At 38.2% G+C, this 14,405-nt stretch carries 14 protein-coding genes and 1 riboswitch; of the genes, 9 read left to right on the top strand and 5 right to left on the bottom strand.

The genetic code is table 11. From position 1 onward, the window contains the following. Positions 1–93 precede the first annotated feature (93 nt). From ACFSTH_RS17065 to ACFSTH_RS17085, 5 genes are read left to right on the top strand one after another with little or no spacing between them, the layout of a single operon-like run. Positions 94–1,146 (top strand): phosphotransferase, encoded by a 1,053-nt coding sequence (locus ACFSTH_RS17065; protein ID WP_377775103.1) that lies wholly within the window; start codon positions 94–96, stop codon positions 1,144–1,146. Then, on the top strand, positions 1,118–2,035 hold the full coding sequence (locus ACFSTH_RS17070; protein ID WP_377775105.1) for a polysaccharide deacetylase family protein: 918 nt from the start codon (positions 1,118–1,120) through the stop codon (positions 2,033–2,035). Before ACFSTH_RS17065 ends, ACFSTH_RS17070 begins: the two co-directional genes overlap by 29 nt. Continuing rightward, a complete protein-coding gene (locus ACFSTH_RS17075; RefSeq protein ID WP_377775107.1) occupies positions 2,032–3,024 on the top strand; it encodes an AAA family ATPase in 993 nt (330 codons plus the stop codon). Before ACFSTH_RS17070 ends, ACFSTH_RS17075 begins: the two co-directional genes overlap by 4 nt. A gap of 14 nt (positions 3,025–3,038) precedes the next feature. Continuing rightward, positions 3,039–4,127 carry a DUF58 domain-containing protein gene (locus ACFSTH_RS17080; protein WP_377775109.1) on the top strand — a complete coding sequence of 363 codons (1,089 nt, stop codon included), beginning with the start codon at positions 3,039–3,041 and terminating at the stop codon, positions 4,125–4,127. After that, entirely contained in the window at positions 4,124–5,470 is a 1,347-nt protein-coding gene (locus ACFSTH_RS17085; protein ID WP_377775111.1) for a DUF4129 domain-containing protein, read from the top strand. The genes ACFSTH_RS17080 and ACFSTH_RS17085 overlap by 4 nt, the downstream gene beginning before the upstream one ends. Positions 5,471–5,907: 437 nt before the next feature. Here ACFSTH_RS17085 and ACFSTH_RS17090 read toward each other — a convergent pair whose 3' ends face one another. Beyond that, entirely contained in the window at positions 5,908–6,879 is a 972-nt protein-coding gene (locus tag ACFSTH_RS17090) for a YpdA family putative bacillithiol disulfide reductase (protein WP_377775113.1), read from the bottom strand. A gap of 36 nt (positions 6,880–6,915) precedes the next feature. Further along, positions 6,916–8,001, bottom strand: coding sequence for a tyrosine recombinase XerS (xerS, locus tag ACFSTH_RS17095; protein ID WP_377775115.1), 1,086 nt, complete (start codon positions 7,999–8,001; stop codon positions 6,916–6,918). 152 nt (positions 8,002–8,153) lie between these two features. On the opposite strand from xerS, the gene ACFSTH_RS17100 reads away from it, so the two are divergent. Together ACFSTH_RS17100 and ACFSTH_RS17105 are read left to right on the top strand one after the other, a co-directional pair. Then, positions 8,154–8,795 carry a DsbA family oxidoreductase gene (locus tag ACFSTH_RS17100; RefSeq protein ID WP_377775117.1) on the top strand — a complete coding sequence of 214 codons (642 nt, stop codon included), beginning with the start codon at positions 8,154–8,156 and terminating at the stop codon, positions 8,793–8,795. A 23-nt stretch (positions 8,796–8,818) separates the two neighbouring features. Continuing rightward, entirely contained in the window at positions 8,819–9,892 is a 1,074-nt protein-coding gene (locus ACFSTH_RS17105) for a lactonase family protein (RefSeq protein WP_377775119.1), read from the top strand. A 111-nt stretch (positions 9,893–10,003) separates the two neighbouring features. Here ACFSTH_RS17105 and ACFSTH_RS17110 read toward each other — a convergent pair whose 3' ends face one another. Then, positions 10,004–10,318 (bottom strand): DMT family transporter, encoded by a 315-nt coding sequence (locus ACFSTH_RS17110; protein ID WP_377775121.1) that lies wholly within the window; start codon positions 10,316–10,318, stop codon positions 10,004–10,006. Continuing rightward, on the bottom strand, positions 10,318–10,707 hold the full coding sequence (locus ACFSTH_RS17115) for a DMT family transporter (RefSeq protein ID WP_377775123.1): 390 nt from the start codon (positions 10,705–10,707) through the stop codon (positions 10,318–10,320). Before ACFSTH_RS17115 ends, ACFSTH_RS17110 begins: the two co-directional genes overlap by 1 nt. 84 nt (positions 10,708–10,791) lie before the next feature. Beyond that, positions 10,792–10,895, bottom strand: a riboswitch (guanidine-I (ykkC/yxkD leader). 163 nt (positions 10,896–11,058) lie between these two features. Between ACFSTH_RS17115 and ACFSTH_RS17120 the strand changes: the two genes are divergently transcribed. Further along, positions 11,059–11,934, top strand: coding sequence for a radical SAM/SPASM domain-containing protein (locus tag ACFSTH_RS17120; RefSeq protein WP_377775300.1), 876 nt, complete (start codon positions 11,059–11,061; stop codon positions 11,932–11,934). Here ACFSTH_RS17120 and ACFSTH_RS17125 read toward each other — a convergent pair. After that, positions 11,896–13,089 (bottom strand): chloride channel protein, encoded by a 1,194-nt coding sequence (locus ACFSTH_RS17125; RefSeq protein WP_377775125.1) that lies wholly within the window; start codon positions 13,087–13,089, stop codon positions 11,896–11,898. The two genes, ACFSTH_RS17120 and ACFSTH_RS17125, sit on opposite strands and share 39 nt — an antisense overlap. Before the next feature lie 120 nt (positions 13,090–13,209). On the opposite strand from ACFSTH_RS17125, the gene ACFSTH_RS17130 reads away from it, so the two are divergent. Next, a complete protein-coding gene (locus tag ACFSTH_RS17130; RefSeq protein ID WP_377775127.1) occupies positions 13,210–14,403 on the top strand; it encodes a glucosaminidase domain-containing protein in 1,194 nt (397 codons plus the stop codon). The last annotated feature ends 2 nt before the right edge of the window (positions 14,404–14,405 follow it).

A 14,405-nucleotide genomic window follows, 5' to 3' on the forward strand; every position in this document is an offset into this window, starting at 1 on the left:
TCGACAGCTCTACATGAATTGCTGTCAAATGCTTCGAAATTTTGCCAACATTCGTAAACTACGTTTATAATGTGTAAAAGAGGAGGATCGTAAATGATAAAAGAAATACAAACGGATCAATTAACATCAATTTTGCTGCAATATGGCTTGTCTGGTCATTATACGATAGCTGAGATGGAAAGCGGCATGAACAATACAACGAAAAGAATAATTGTCGATAACGAGCATTATATGTTGCGAATATATGATAATCATCAAGAGAGTAGTATAGTTGAGGTTGAACATCAAATGTTGCAAGCGCTGCACCAGCGTTCTTTAACGATCCAAGTTCCACAAGTAGTGATAAGTAAATGCGGTAACACTTATATCTCTACAGAACAAGGTAAACTAGTTGCCATGTATCGTTTTATTAATGGAAATCGACCACGTGCCGGTTATTATCCGCATATTGTGAGTTTAGGCAAAGCAGCAGCGCTCCTTACTGTTGAGATGGCGTCTGTTACACTTCCTTGCTCAGCACAATACGATCCATATTATTTATTACCCGAGTCCTATGTTGCCTTGCTTCAAACGGATCTAACATCTTATTTGATCGAGGAACATAAGTTATTAGCAGAACAAGTAAGCGACATTAATTATATTATGGATGAACTATCCGTTATTACAACGGAATGCAAACGATTAGAGGATTTACCAAAGCAATGGATTCATGGCGATATTGTTTGTCAAAATACAGTAGCACTAGAAGATGAAATCATTGCTATATTAGATTTTGAATTTGTAGCACAGGATGTTCGTGCTATGGAACCTGCGGTAATTGCAGTAGATTTGATGCATCGAGAAAACTGGTTAAATGACTGTCCTACGCAAGCAGTTGCTGTTATGATGAAAGAGTATTTACAAGTGATTCCATTGACTCAGGAAGAGTTAAATGAAATTCCATTATTAATGAAACTTCGTATATTCGATGTGTTTCTTCATGTCGTTACTCGTTATCAGCAACAACTTAGTCCTTTATCTTTGCTTTTAGAAATAATAGGTACTACAGTGGAAAATCTGCGCTATATTAATGAAAGTAATGATTTGCAATCGATTTTTTTTGTAGGGAGGAATTCGTATGAATTTAGCCGAAAGATTAGGTTATGACGTTGATGCAAAATTGTTATTAGTAAACGGTGATGACTATGGATTATGTAACGCAGTAAATAGCGCTGTTCAGTCTTTGTTAGAGCAAGAAGCAATAAGTTCGGCAACAATTATGATGCCTTGTGGTTGGGCGCCACAAGCTGCGCTGTGGAGCGCTCAGCATCCACAATATGATGTAGGTATACATCTGACTTTTACGAGTGAATGGGATCATTATAAGTGGGGACCAGTGACTACTACGGGCAGCACTGATTCATTAGTTACGCCTATGGGATATTTCCCAAAAACATGTGAAGCTTTTGAAACAGACGCGACCGAAGCACAAGTGAGAATCGAAATAGTGAGTCAAATTGAACGAGCATTACAGTTAGGGATGAAGCCTACACATGCAGACAATCATATGGGAAGCTTGTATGGACTTGCAACTGGGCGTACATTTTTACCTCTCGTATTAGAAATATGTGCAACATATGGTCTACCTTTTCGAATGCCACGCTACGTATTAGAACAGGATGGGCAAATAGCTGGTATCGAGCATGCGGAGCAAGCTGCCCAAATTGCAGAGGTTGCCGACAAACTCGGAGTAATTATTCCTGATTATTTGATCGGGCTACCATTTCACAAACAAGTTGGAGAAACGTACGATTCATGGAAACAACAGCTGATGCAAGTATTACGTTATTTGCACAGTGGTGTATCGGAACTAATTATCCATCCTGCATACGACACAGAGGAATTACAAGCATTCCATTTTGAACCGGAAAAACGAAGCTGGGAATATCATATTTTTCTCGATGAAGAAGTCCAGCAAACGTTAAAACAACAAAACATTCATTTGATTCGTTGGCGGCAATTACAACAACTGCAACAAGGAAATAGCAGCAAATGAAATATAGAGTAGTAGGAAGGGAGAAACAGATGCCATTTCGATCCATAAAACAATTAACGGAGCAAGTGAAAGAAAGTGTTGCACAGGTCATCGTCGGAAAAGAAGAAGTGGTTGATTTATTACTAATAGCATTAATTACTTCCGGACACGTGTTATTGGAGGACGTTCCTGGAACAGGCAAGACGTTACTCGCCAAATCATTAGCCAAATCATTGAAGCTACAATTTAAACGAGTCCAGTTTACACCAGATTTATTGCCATCAGATTTGAGCGGTATTCATTACTATAACCAAAAGACAAGTGATTTTGAATTTCGCCCTGGTCCGTTGTTTACCAATTTATTGTTAGCTGATGAGATTAATCGAGCAACACCGCGAACGCAATCGAGTTTACTGGAATGTATGGAAGAAAGGCAAGTAAGTATTGATGGTAGGTCGATGGTGTTGGAGCAGCCATTTATGGTTATTGCTACACAAAACCCGATAGAACATCAAGGAACGTTTGCTTTGCCGGAAGCGCAACTGGATCGGTTTTTATTTAAAATTAAGATGGGGTATCCGACTACAGTCGAAAGTGTCCAATTATTAAAACGGTTTATGATGGAACAACCTTTGGAAGCGTTATCAGCTGTTGCTAGTCAACAACTGATAGTGGAAGCTCAAGCAGCATATCGACATGTTCGGATAACGGATGATTTACTAAATTATATCGTTTCCATTGTGGAAGCGACGCGCCAGCGCGAAGAAGTGGCGATTGGTGTCAGTCCACGAGGGATGCAGGCATTGTTAAGAGCGGTGCAAGTAAAAGCCGTTATGCAAGGAAGAGATTTCGTAACGCCAGATGATGTCAAAGCAATGATAAAGCCAACTCTAGCTCATCGAATGACATTAAGAGGGATGCAGAAGTTACAGCGCAGTACAGAAAATATTTTAAACGAAATCATGGAGCAGATTGCTGTACCTACAGAATCTGAGGTCAGTATCTCTTAACCGGAGGTCTGTATATGGTACTCTTTCTATTTTTTTTAATTGCAGTCGGTATTCTTTTTTTGCAGAGTCAAATTTTTTATCGTTATAGTTTGCGCCGTTTGGAGTATGAACGGAAGTTTCAAAAGAGAGCATGCTATAAAGGAGAACAAATAGAACTGATTGAAGAAATATCTAATCGAAAGTGGTTACCAGTACCTTGGATTAGAGTAGAATCGCAATTGTCTAGTTATCTTCAGTTCGGACAGCAGGATAATTTTTCAGTTAGTAAAGGGCAGATATATCAAAATCATCGTAGTTTTTTTACGCTTAAACCGTATGTGAAAATTAGACGAACGCATCGGATTGTACCAGTGAGACGCGGCATATATAGATTGCACACTGTTACAATTACAAGCGGTGATTTATTAGGGATGAGGTTGCGTCATCAGCAACTTGCCTTATCTGATGAATTAATAGTCTATCCCAAATTGGCAGATGTTAGCTTGGATGAGCTACCGTTTCATAGTTGGCAAGGAGAACACAGTGTAAGGCGATGGATAATAGAAGACCCATTTGTTATTGCAGGGGCTAGACCGTATGCAGCTGGTGATTCTTATCGCAATATTAATTGGAATGCTACTGCTCGCGTTGGTGAATTACAAGTACATAAATATGATTATACAGCGAATCGACAGCTTCTAGTTTATTTGAATATAGAAGATGGCGAAGAAATGTGGCGAGCGGTCAACGACGAGGAATTAATTGAACAAGGAATAGAGTGGGCGGCTGGAGCAATAGCTACTACTATTGATTGTGGTATGCTGGCTGGATTCGGCACTAATATGATGCTGGAGAATAAAATTCCGATGCCTGTTATCGCTCCTGGTAGTGGATATGAACATATGGAGCATATTTTAGAGACGATGGCTAGACTAGTGTTAGAGAGAACAGAGCCTTTTACTATGTTTTTGGAACATGAAGCACATCAAGGATTTGCCAACCAAGATATTTTAATAATATCTACTTATTGGACGGAGCAATTGGAACACTTAGCTATGCGGCTACGAGGGAATGGTAATTCTGTGACGCATTGGCCCCTAATAAAGGAGGCTGAAATGTCATGAAAAATCGTGATCAAAAGTATTGGCTGCTGTTAGTAAAAGGAGTTCTAGAAGTTTTATTGTACTTACCATTTATAATCAGTGCAGCTGTATACTCATTGCCTCAAGCCAGTTTCTATGTTTGGTTGTTGACATTACCACTTATATTTAGTTTGACAGCTTGGTTAACAGAACTTTGGAAACAAAGCAGAGTTATTTTTGATTGGTTAATTGCTCTTGTAGTAGGCTGGGGACATGTTTTTGTATACGTACTTTTCTTTCAGGCCGCTCTCGTATGGTGGCAGTGGTTAATTACCGGTTTGGTGAGTAGCTATATTAGTTTTCGTGGTATAAAGCAGACTAAAATAGGGTGGAATTCTTCGTTCGATACGGGATACATGCTGATCGGTTTGGCGAGTTATATCGTATTGCAAATGTTAAAACGTGGTGTTGCTACGGAAGTTTTACCCTATGATTCATGGTTAATGTTTGGTGGAGTACTTTCATTCTTTACTTTAGTTATTCTTATCAATGAGCGACAAATTAAAAATGAAGCTGTTGATGGTGGGCAATCTGCCGCGGCTATAGTAGCTAAAAAACAAAACCGAACGTTAATGTCACTGCTAATTGGTTTATTTACTATTATTACTATTTTATTTTTATTTCAAAAAGAAATCGGGGCAACTATTAAAGCTTTTTTTCGTTGGTTGTTTAGCTGGATTCAATCATCTCAACCATCGGATCCGGAGCCTACGAACGAACCAGATGCTGCGATGCAGCCTCCATTTGTTTTAGAGGAACAAGGAGAGCCTGCCGCTTGGTTAATTATTTTGGAGCAAATTGTTAAAGTTATCGCTATTGCAATAGCTGCGGCAATTATTATTACGTTGTTATATATTGTTATCAAACAATTAGCCAAAATTTTGTATCAGCTGTGGTTGCGTTTTATGGGGAAAAGTGAAATAGTGGGAGCGGATGATGCAAATTATACAGATGAAGAAGAACAGTTAACGATGTTAAATAAATTGGGGCGAAAACGTCGAGATCAGAAGAAGCAAAGCTTTCGCCGTCTGAGGCAGTTTGATAAACGATGGTCGGAGCTTACTGACAATAAAGAAAAAGTAAGATTATTGTATCAACGATGGTTAATGGGGTTAAATAAACAACATCAATACACCGCTAAACCGCATTGGACAGTACGCGAAACAGGAAAAGATGTTGCTACAACACATACGGATGAAGGAAATAAAATAGAAGAAAGTAACCTGTTAAATTACTACGAAGCTGCTCGATATGGGGAACAGTCACCAAGCGATGAACAAACAGAGCGATTGAAGCAACAAATTGTGCAACCAAACAAACAATAATCTTATGTGAATAAGAGAGTGTTTAATAAGTACCTAACATAAAATTGGACGAAAGAACACTACGTTTGGTGCTGCACCCCAAAAGTTAGAGTACAAAATCTAACCTTTGGGGTGCAGCACCTTTTTCAGTCCAATTTTTTTGTGATTAAGCATTTGGAGGCAGGTAGTAACGAAGATAGCAGGACGGAAGATAGTAAGGTCGATGCTCTGGATGCTTGCTGCCTTCAGTAGGTTCTGCGATTGTGGGTTTTTATACGATTAATCGTACAAAGCTTACGTTTTAAGGTACTGTCGATGACCATTTATACGTTTTTTCATATAAAGCTTGTATTCCAAGCGACTGCCCACGCTCTGTTATATTCGTACAAAGTTTGTATCCCATAGTTTGTTTTCCAAGGTTGTGAGCTCCACGTTATACGTATTTATGTTATGTCTTGTTATTTAGCTAGTATGTGTTTAGCGATTTTGCAGCCATGGAATCTGCCGGATTCAATAAAGATTTCGTTCGCTTCATGTTTAGAAGCAACTACGCCAGCTAAGTAGATACCAGGAACGTTCGTTTCCATTGTCTCTTCATTAAAAGTAGGATAGCCTTCTGCTTCGATGGTTACACCGGCACTTTGTAGAAAACGACGATCAGGATGGAAGCCAGTAAGGGCAAGAACAAAATCATTTGCTATTGTTTCCAGCCCGTCTGTTGTTTGCACAACAATTGTATCGTCTTCTATAGCTGACACATTGGCAGAAAACATCATTCGAATCGTACCTTTATCTACTTTTGCTTCGAACGTTGGGCGTACCCACGGTTTAATACTACGTGAATATTGCGCTCCACGATAAATGACGGTTACTTTTGCACCGACTCGCTCTAATTCTAGTGCAGCATCAATAGCAGAGTTGCTTCCGCCAATAATAGCGACTTCTAGACCAGCATAAGGATGTGATTCTCTAAAAAAGTGCGTGACCTTATCTTTAGTTTCACCGGGAATTCCAAGCATATTAGGATTGTCAAAATAACCTGTAGCAATGATGACATTACGACAATAATAAGTGAGCGGCTTTTGAAAACGATCTTCGCCAGTTAATTTAAAGTAATCATTTTCTTTTTCGATGTTTGTAATGGATTGATAAGGATGAATATTTACTTGATGTCGCTGTGCTGCTGTTCGATAATAGTTTAAAGCTTCTAAGCGAGATGGTTTTTCATTAGCAGTAGTAAACGGGATATTGCCTATTTCCAAATTTTCAGGTGAACTAAAAAAGTGCATATACGTTGGGTATTGGGAAATAGAGTGGACAATATTTCGTTTTTCTATAATTAAAGAAGGGATTCCTTCTTTTCCCAGCTCAATAGCTGCTGCAAGTCCGCATGGTCCCGCACCAATAATAATCGATTGTTCTATATTCATTGTGTAAATACCTCCTGGATTGCTACTAGTGATAAATTAATCTTCCGTTTGACGTTTTTCAATTGCTTCAGCCATTGTCCGATCCGTTAAATGAGCGTAAATTTGAGTGGTTTCTGGAGAAGCGTGACCGAGTTGTTCTTGTGTTTTGTATAAATCATTTTGCAAATAATAGTCGGTAGCAAAGGAATGACGTAATTTATGTACGGATAAATAAGGTTTGCCGAAATGTTTGGCATATTTTAATACCATTACTTGGATGGCTCGTTTACTCATACGAGCACCTTCCTTACTCCCATTAGCAATAGCTAAAAATAAAGCTTTTTCGCGACGAGGTGCTTTGTAATGCAACTCACGCAAGTCTAAATAAGATTGCAAATAATCTATCGCATCTGTTCGGAAGTAGACAGGTGTTTTGAAATCATCATTATTATCACCTTTTCGATAGACGTAACATAAACGTTTTTTTATATCTATGTCATCAACATTCAAATTAACTACTTCGGACACCCGTAACCCAGAATGTAAAATAAAGCTAATAATACAACTGTCCCGTATTTTGTTGCGCTCATAAAAATATAACGCTTGTTTGTTTTGGGCAATCTGAATGCCATATCCTTCATCGATAAAATGCAAAAACTCGACGATTTCTTCGTCTTGCAGCAACTTTCCTTCTAATCGGGCAGCTGTATCTTTGGGCTTCTGTGTTCGTTTAATCTTCACTTTGGCCAGTACATTTCGTTTCAATAACGGATAGAAATGTTCATCCTCTGCAATTTGACTAAGATAGTGAAATAAAGAACGTAGAGAGGATAGTTTTCGAGATACAGTAACGCGACTATTAGGGATATCTTTGTAATTCATCAAATACATTCGAAATAGATCGATGCTTTCCATATGTAGCACTTCTAATTCTTGCAGAGTTACTTCTTTAATAGAAGTAGCCTTACTTAAACCTTCTGCAATAAGCCATTGCAAAAAAATATCGTAGTCTCGCATATATTCTACTAATGTAGCGGGTGATAAATCAGGTAATTTATAGCCAATAAATTGTTCAATATACCAAGGCATCAATGGTAGCTGCTTGTCCAGTTCTATTCTAGCTTTCTGTTTTAATATGTTCAAGCTGCCGTCTCTCCCTTGTCATAAAATGAGCGTAATGCTCTATCAATTATTGTAGAACAACAACTTGTTTAGAGCAAGGGAGTCAGCATTTTGAATCGTAACATGTTATAATGGATTCGGTAATACATCATTAATTTTTGGAGGTGTTTGAAATGAAAATTGAAGTATGGTCAGACTATGTTTGCCCGTTCTGTTATATTGGAAAAAAACGATTAGATCAAGCGCTAGAGCAATTTGCTCATAAAGATAACGTGACAGTTACGCTACGAAGTTTTGAACTTGATCCAACGGCTGATTCAAGTTTGAAACAAAAAACGCATGAGAGCTTGGCGACCAAGTATGGGATGACTCTCGATAAAGCGGTGGAAATGAGCGCCAATATTAAAGAGCAAGCGGCAGCAATAGGGCTTCAATTTAACTTTGAAGATATGCTCGTTATTAATACGTTTGATGCTCATCGTTTAGCGCAATTTGCAGAAGAGCAAGGAAAAGGTATGGAACTAGGCGAACGACTACTTAAAGCCTATTTTACTGATAATGATAATTTAGCAGACTATGCAGTGTTAGCTAATTTAGCAGCTGAAGTTGGATTAGATCGAGAAGCGGCACTGCAAGTGTTGGAATCTAATCGATTTGCTGATCTAGTACAACAACAAGAAGCAGAAGCAAGTCAATTGGGCGTTAGAGGTGTACCATTTTTTGTATTTAATCGTAAGTACGCAATATCTGGTGCACAGCCTCCGGAAGTGTTTCTTGAAACACTACAAAAGGTTTGGGAAGAAGAGCAACAATAATTGTTTTGGAAGGAGTACATTCATTGACAAATCGTACTTTAGTTTATGTCGGTTCCTATGCAGAAGAAAGTGGACCGAGTATTTATGTGTGTCAGTTTAATGAAGAGAATGGTGAGCTACATCCGCTTCAGTCTATCACTGATTTCCGTAATCCAACATTTTTGAACGTAGATGTTAATCATCATAGAGTTTATGCGATTGGCGAAACTGCTGATGCAGCGGGTAATAAAGTTGGAGAAGTGGCGGCATTTGCTATCGATCCAGCAACTGGTGAATTAGAGCTCATCAATAGAAAACAAAGCGTAGCATCAACTACATGCCATATTCAACGTGATCAAGGTAGCGGGTGGTTGACAGTAACGAGTTACCACGGTGGTATGATTGGTTTGATAGCAATTGCGGAGGATGGTTCTATCGGCGAAATATTAGACGTAGCGCAGCATGCAGGAGCAGGAAAAGATCCAGAACGACAAGACAAGCCTCATCCGCATTCCAGCTTTTACAGCCCTGATGAGCAATATTTGTTTGTGCAAGATTTGGGTATGGATCAAATTGTTAGTTACAAAGTAGACCGTAAGCTAGGTAAACTTCAGCGACATGGCGTTACAACGTTACATCCGGGGGCTGGACCACGACATTTGGTGTTTCATCCAACAGGAGCATTTGCGTATGTCATTAATGAATTAGATTCTACAGTGACGGCGTATCAATATATTGCTGCCAAAGGAGAACTTGTTGAGATAGCTACAGTTAGTACGCTGCCGGCAGACTTTACAGGTGAAAATGGTTGTGCAGAAATTACTATTTCAGCAGATGGTAAGTTTTTGTATGGTTCGAATCGTGGACATGACAGTATCGTAGTATACGCGATCAATGAGCAAACGGGCGAACTGACTACTATCCAAATTGTTAAAGTAGGTGGCGGACATCCACGTCATTTTGCATTAACGCCAAACAACCAGTTTTTATTAGCAGCTAATCGTGATACGAATAATATTGTTACATTTAAACGCGATAGCGAAACAGGAATGCTAGAAAATACAGGAAAACAATTGTTATTGTCGCAACCTGTTTGTGTTATTCCCGTTACACTGTAACAATCATCTTCATTTAAATACATAAAGAGGTTATGCGAATTTCAATAATTTGCACAACCTCTTTTTTTATATTAGTTGGCATCATCGCCAATGTATAAGTGCAACAGATGACTATTCAATTAATTTAAGTCCTACAACAGCCATTAATACAACTCCGATAAAAAAGATTCGTTTGGCACTACGTGATTCGTTGAACATCAAAATGCCGACAACAGCACTTCCTACTGTCCCAATTCCTGTCCAAACAGCATAAGCTGTTCCCATTGGCATACTTTCCATTGCTAATGCTAGAAAAAGAAAGCTTATTGCAAACCCGACGAACATAATGGAGTAGCTGCGTAAATTGGATTTTTTGCTAATTTCAGCTATACCGGTTACTCCGACAACTTCAAATAAACCTGCTAATATGACGTATAACCAACTCATTAGCTACTCGCTCCTTTCGTACTTTTACTGTTTGAAACGATTTGACTTTCTGTATCGGTTTGTTCATCAGTAACGCTTTTTAAGCCAATGATTCCACCCATTAATACTGCAATGAGTACTACTTTCATAATACGAAACTCTTCGCCAAAAATTGTCATTTCTGAAATGACTGTACCGGCAGCACCAATACCGACAAAGACAGCGTAAGCAGTACTAGTTGGTAAAATTTGACTACAATAAATTAATAATCCGAAACTAATAATGATTGCAACAACAGTTAATGCCCAATGAAGGACAGATGTTGAATGTTTTAAACCAATAACCCACATTACTTCAAAAATACCAGCAATAACAAGCATAATCCAATAAAAATTGCGATTTTTTTGCATTTTCCTCACTCCTTGTGTATTTGGTTAATATGCTATGATGACGTGCACTTCATACGGCATATAAAAAAGCCCAGGAGATATTATATCTCCCGGGCTTTTGTCCCTCCGTGTCATCGCAGTATATTACTGCGTGCTTTCTCTCGGACCAGTCCAGCTGTTCATGCTGCGGAACCCTAGAAAGCATTTCAAATGAATGGCTTCATAATAGCACACTGTTTTTTATACGTCAATATATTGCTTGTTCCTCTATCTATGAGATCATTTGTAGGTGATCCCATTTCTGTCTGTGCTTGCTTAGTGTATACTTAAGTATAAGTAATTATTTTAAAAGGATAGGAACAGTGATCATTGGTGAAACGATTTAAGAAATTTTATATAGAAACAACTAGCATATGTAATTTATCATGCGTTTTCTGCCCTCCAACAGAGCGAGCAAAAGGATTTGTGTCCATTGAAGATTTTAGCCATACTTTGGATCAAGTGAAACCATTTACCGATTATATTTATTTTCATGTCAAAGGCGAACCATTAATGCATCCGAAAATAGATCAATTGTTAGATATTAGTCATGATAAAGGTTTTAAAGTGAATATTACAACTAATGGAACGCTAATTACAAAAAATAAACACAAAATATTAGGAAAACCAGCGCTTCGACAAATTAATTTTTCGTTACATAGTTTTGACGGGCATCCCGGATCGAAAAATAAGGCTAATTATTTACGGCAAATTTTAGAGTTTGTACGAGAAGCGACGGCAATCAGCCCGCTTATTGTTTCATTTCGATTATGGAATTTGGAATTAGATAATGAAGTGAATCAACAAAAGCAAAAAAACCGGGAACTACTCTCACTGATTGAAGAAGAATTCCAGTTAGATTATCAAATAGAGGAGCGATTTAAGCCAGGGCAAGGTGTCAAAATTGCCGAACGAATTTATTTGAATCAAGATCCGGAGTTTGATTGGCCAGCTATGGATGCACCTGAAGATGATGGCAAAGGATTTTGTTATGCTCTACGTAATCAAGCGGGCGTGCTAATAGATGGAACGGTAATTCCTTGTTGCTTGGATGGGGAAGGACTTCTTAATTTAGGAAATGTGCATGAGAAAAATTTTGCCGATATTATAGAAGATGAGAGAGCTGTAAATATTTATGATGGCTTCTCGCGAAGAGAAGCCGTTGAGGAATTATGTCGAAAGTGTGGGTATCGGAAACGTTTTGGTTAAAAGCTGAGTGCAGAGGGAAGATAATAAACAGACGAACAACAGTGGGAGTAAGACATCCAATCCAAATACTTCCATCCCTAATATTGAAGCAGCAATCGGTGCTTTACTAACAGCACCAAACAATGCTGCGAAACCAAGCGCAGCCAAAAAAGATGGGGCAACATGTAAGAGTGGAGCCATAGAGCTCCCTAATGCTGATCCGATAGAAAATAATGGCGTTACTTCCCCGCCTATAAAACCAGAACCAACTGTAATAGTTGTAAACAGCAATTTCAATATGGCAGCTACTGGTGAAACGGCATAAGCAAAAGCATCTTCGATAATATTAAGCCCTAGACCAAGATAATCCCGAGATTGTGTTACATAGACGAGAATTACAATGATTATGCCGCCTACAAAACTTCGGAAATAAGGAAGAACAATATATTTTTGCAAGACAAACTTCACAACGAATACGAATAATCGGAAAACGTAGGCGGCACAAGTAATGGCTAGAACGAATAGTAGTAACTTGACCATGGTTAACAGATGAAAACGAGGGATTGCCGTAATTGTGTACGCAGTATGTTGTATTCCAAGCCAAGTACTTACGAAGTAGCCGCTAAAAGCAGCAAGGACGCAATGCAAGCTTGCCGATAATCGTTGTTTACGCTTGGCAATAGCTTCTAATACGAAGATGATAGCTGCCAAGGGTGTACCAAATAAAGCTGCAAACCCTGCACTCATCCCACTTAATAATATCGTTTTCCGCTGTTTTTCATCCATAGTGACCCGATTGATAAAGACGAAAAAAGCCGCAACACCGCCTCCTAATTGCAGGGCTGTTCCTTCTCGTCCAGCAGAGCCTCCAAATAAATGCGTTAGTAACGTTCCGCCCCATACAAGCGGTATAATTCTTATTGGTAAAGAACCATCACCAGTTCGAATTTTTTCTTTAAGAACAGTTGTTCCTCCCATTACTTGTTGCCCATAACGATAATAAATATAAGCAACAAACGTACCACCGATTGGAAGTAACCAAAATAGCCAATCGGTATTTTGTTGTACACTTATGACGAAATTCAAGCTGATAGAGAAGAGATAAGCTATAACACCAGCGGCTATCCCTATTGTCAAAGTAAGCGCGAATACACGCAGTTGATTTTTCCATCGCATACGGATAATTTCCTTTATTAAAAAATTTTTATATTAAAATAGTATTATGGTGGACAGCATGTACATATACTTTTCCAAGACCAAACTTCTTAAAAAAATAGGAAAGAGGTACTGGAAACGATGAAAATGATGAAGCATATGTTAGGGATTACAATGATTATCACATTATTTGTATTACTTTTGCCAACTGTCACTGTTCATTTGCAAGCACAAGCATCTACAGAAGAAGAAAATAAAGGTTCAGCAACGAGAGTTATTTCAACATATCATATTAATCAAAATAAACCAATGATTAATAGTTTATATAAAATTCCTCGTGATTTTATTGATTTTGACCATTATGCCAAACAAGCTACAGCGATTAGTGATCCAGAAGCGATCTTGCAATATTTGCAAACAAAAGAAACAATACAAGTACATACTAAGTTTAAACTGAAGAAGAGAAATATGTTATTATCTTCACCGCCAAGCGAAGCAAAAATAACACGATTACATCGTGAAATAGTCAAAGAACAACCAATTCCTCTTGAGGAAGAAATAGAAACAGTTATTAGTACTCCTATTAAAAAATTGTTTGAAGTTACAGCTTACTTTTTGAATATTCGAGCGGAGCATCATGCTAATTCGGATATTTTATCTACTGTAAAGCAAGGGACAATATTAGAAGTGCAAAGTATTTTGGAAAATGGTTGGTTGAAATTAACTGGTGGAGGATTCGTTTCTGGTAAATATACAAAACCATTAGAGATTAGTGAACAAGAAAGTATAATAGCAGACAAAGATAAACTTGAAATCACACCTGAGCTCGATACTGATCGGAAACAACAATCCGCAGTAACTGTTCAAGAAAAAGCTGATATTCAACCTAAGAATACTACTAAACCTACCAATGCGGTGCAGCAATTATCAGGATTAGATGCAGAGCAAGTGGAACAATTGTTCGGTGGTTCCTTATTATCAGGGCATGACCTTGGAACAGCTGTGATGGAGATGGAAGAAGAGTACGGTATTAATGCCTTTTTTACAGTTGCAGTGATGAAGCTAGAAAGTGGGCATGGCAAAAGCAATTTAGCACAAAAGAAAAATAATTTATTTGGGTTGAATGCGATTGATGGTCAAGCGTTTAAAAAAGGATATAGCTTTAAAACAAAAGGGGAAAGTGTGGAGAAATTTGCACAGTTAATTTCTAAAAATTATGTGAATAAAGGATTAACAACCATTGAAAAAATTGCTGGAAAATATTGTCCAACCGATGATCGTTGGCCGGGGTTAGTGAAGTCAATTATGAAAAGTGATTTTAAAAAACTAACATAAAA

This window comes from Paenibacillus yanchengensis, assembly GCF_042684845.1.
GTDB classification, from domain to species: Bacteria; Bacillota; Bacilli; order Paenibacillales; family Paenibacillaceae; genus Pristimantibacillus; species Pristimantibacillus yanchengensis.

Excerpts from the sequence above, each read along its gene's own strand:
- ACFSTH_RS17065 (WP_377775103.1), top strand. The coding sequence starts at position 94 with ATGATAAAAGAAATACAAACGGATCAATTAACATCAATTTTGCTGCAA.
- ACFSTH_RS17070 (WP_377775105.1), top strand. The coding sequence starts at position 1,118 with ATGAATTTAGCCGAAAGATTAGGTTATGACGTTGATGCAAAATTGTTA.
- ACFSTH_RS17075 (WP_377775107.1), top strand. The coding sequence starts at position 2,032 with ATGAAATATAGAGTAGTAGGAAGGGAGAAACAGATGCCATTTCGATCC.
- ACFSTH_RS17080 (WP_377775109.1), top strand. The coding sequence starts at position 3,039 with ATGGTACTCTTTCTATTTTTTTTAATTGCAGTCGGTATTCTTTTTTTG.
- ACFSTH_RS17085 (WP_377775111.1), top strand. The coding sequence starts at position 4,124 with ATGAAAAATCGTGATCAAAAGTATTGGCTGCTGTTAGTAAAAGGAGTT.
- ACFSTH_RS17090 (WP_377775113.1), bottom strand. The coding sequence starts at position 6,879 with ATGAATATAGAACAATCGATTATTATTGGTGCGGGACCATGCGGACTT.
- ACFSTH_RS17100 (WP_377775117.1), top strand. The coding sequence starts at position 8,154 with ATGAAAATTGAAGTATGGTCAGACTATGTTTGCCCGTTCTGTTATATT.
- ACFSTH_RS17110 (WP_377775121.1), bottom strand. The coding sequence starts at position 10,318 with ATGAGTTGGTTATACGTCATATTAGCAGGTTTATTTGAAGTTGTCGGA.
- ACFSTH_RS17115 (WP_377775123.1), bottom strand. The coding sequence starts at position 10,707 with ATGCAAAAAAATCGCAATTTTTATTGGATTATGCTTGTTATTGCTGGT.
- ACFSTH_RS17125 (WP_377775125.1), bottom strand. The coding sequence starts at position 13,089 with ATGCGATGGAAAAATCAACTGCGTGTATTCGCGCTTACTTTGACAATA.
- ACFSTH_RS17130 (WP_377775127.1), top strand. The coding sequence starts at position 13,210 with ATGAAAATGATGAAGCATATGTTAGGGATTACAATGATTATCACATTA.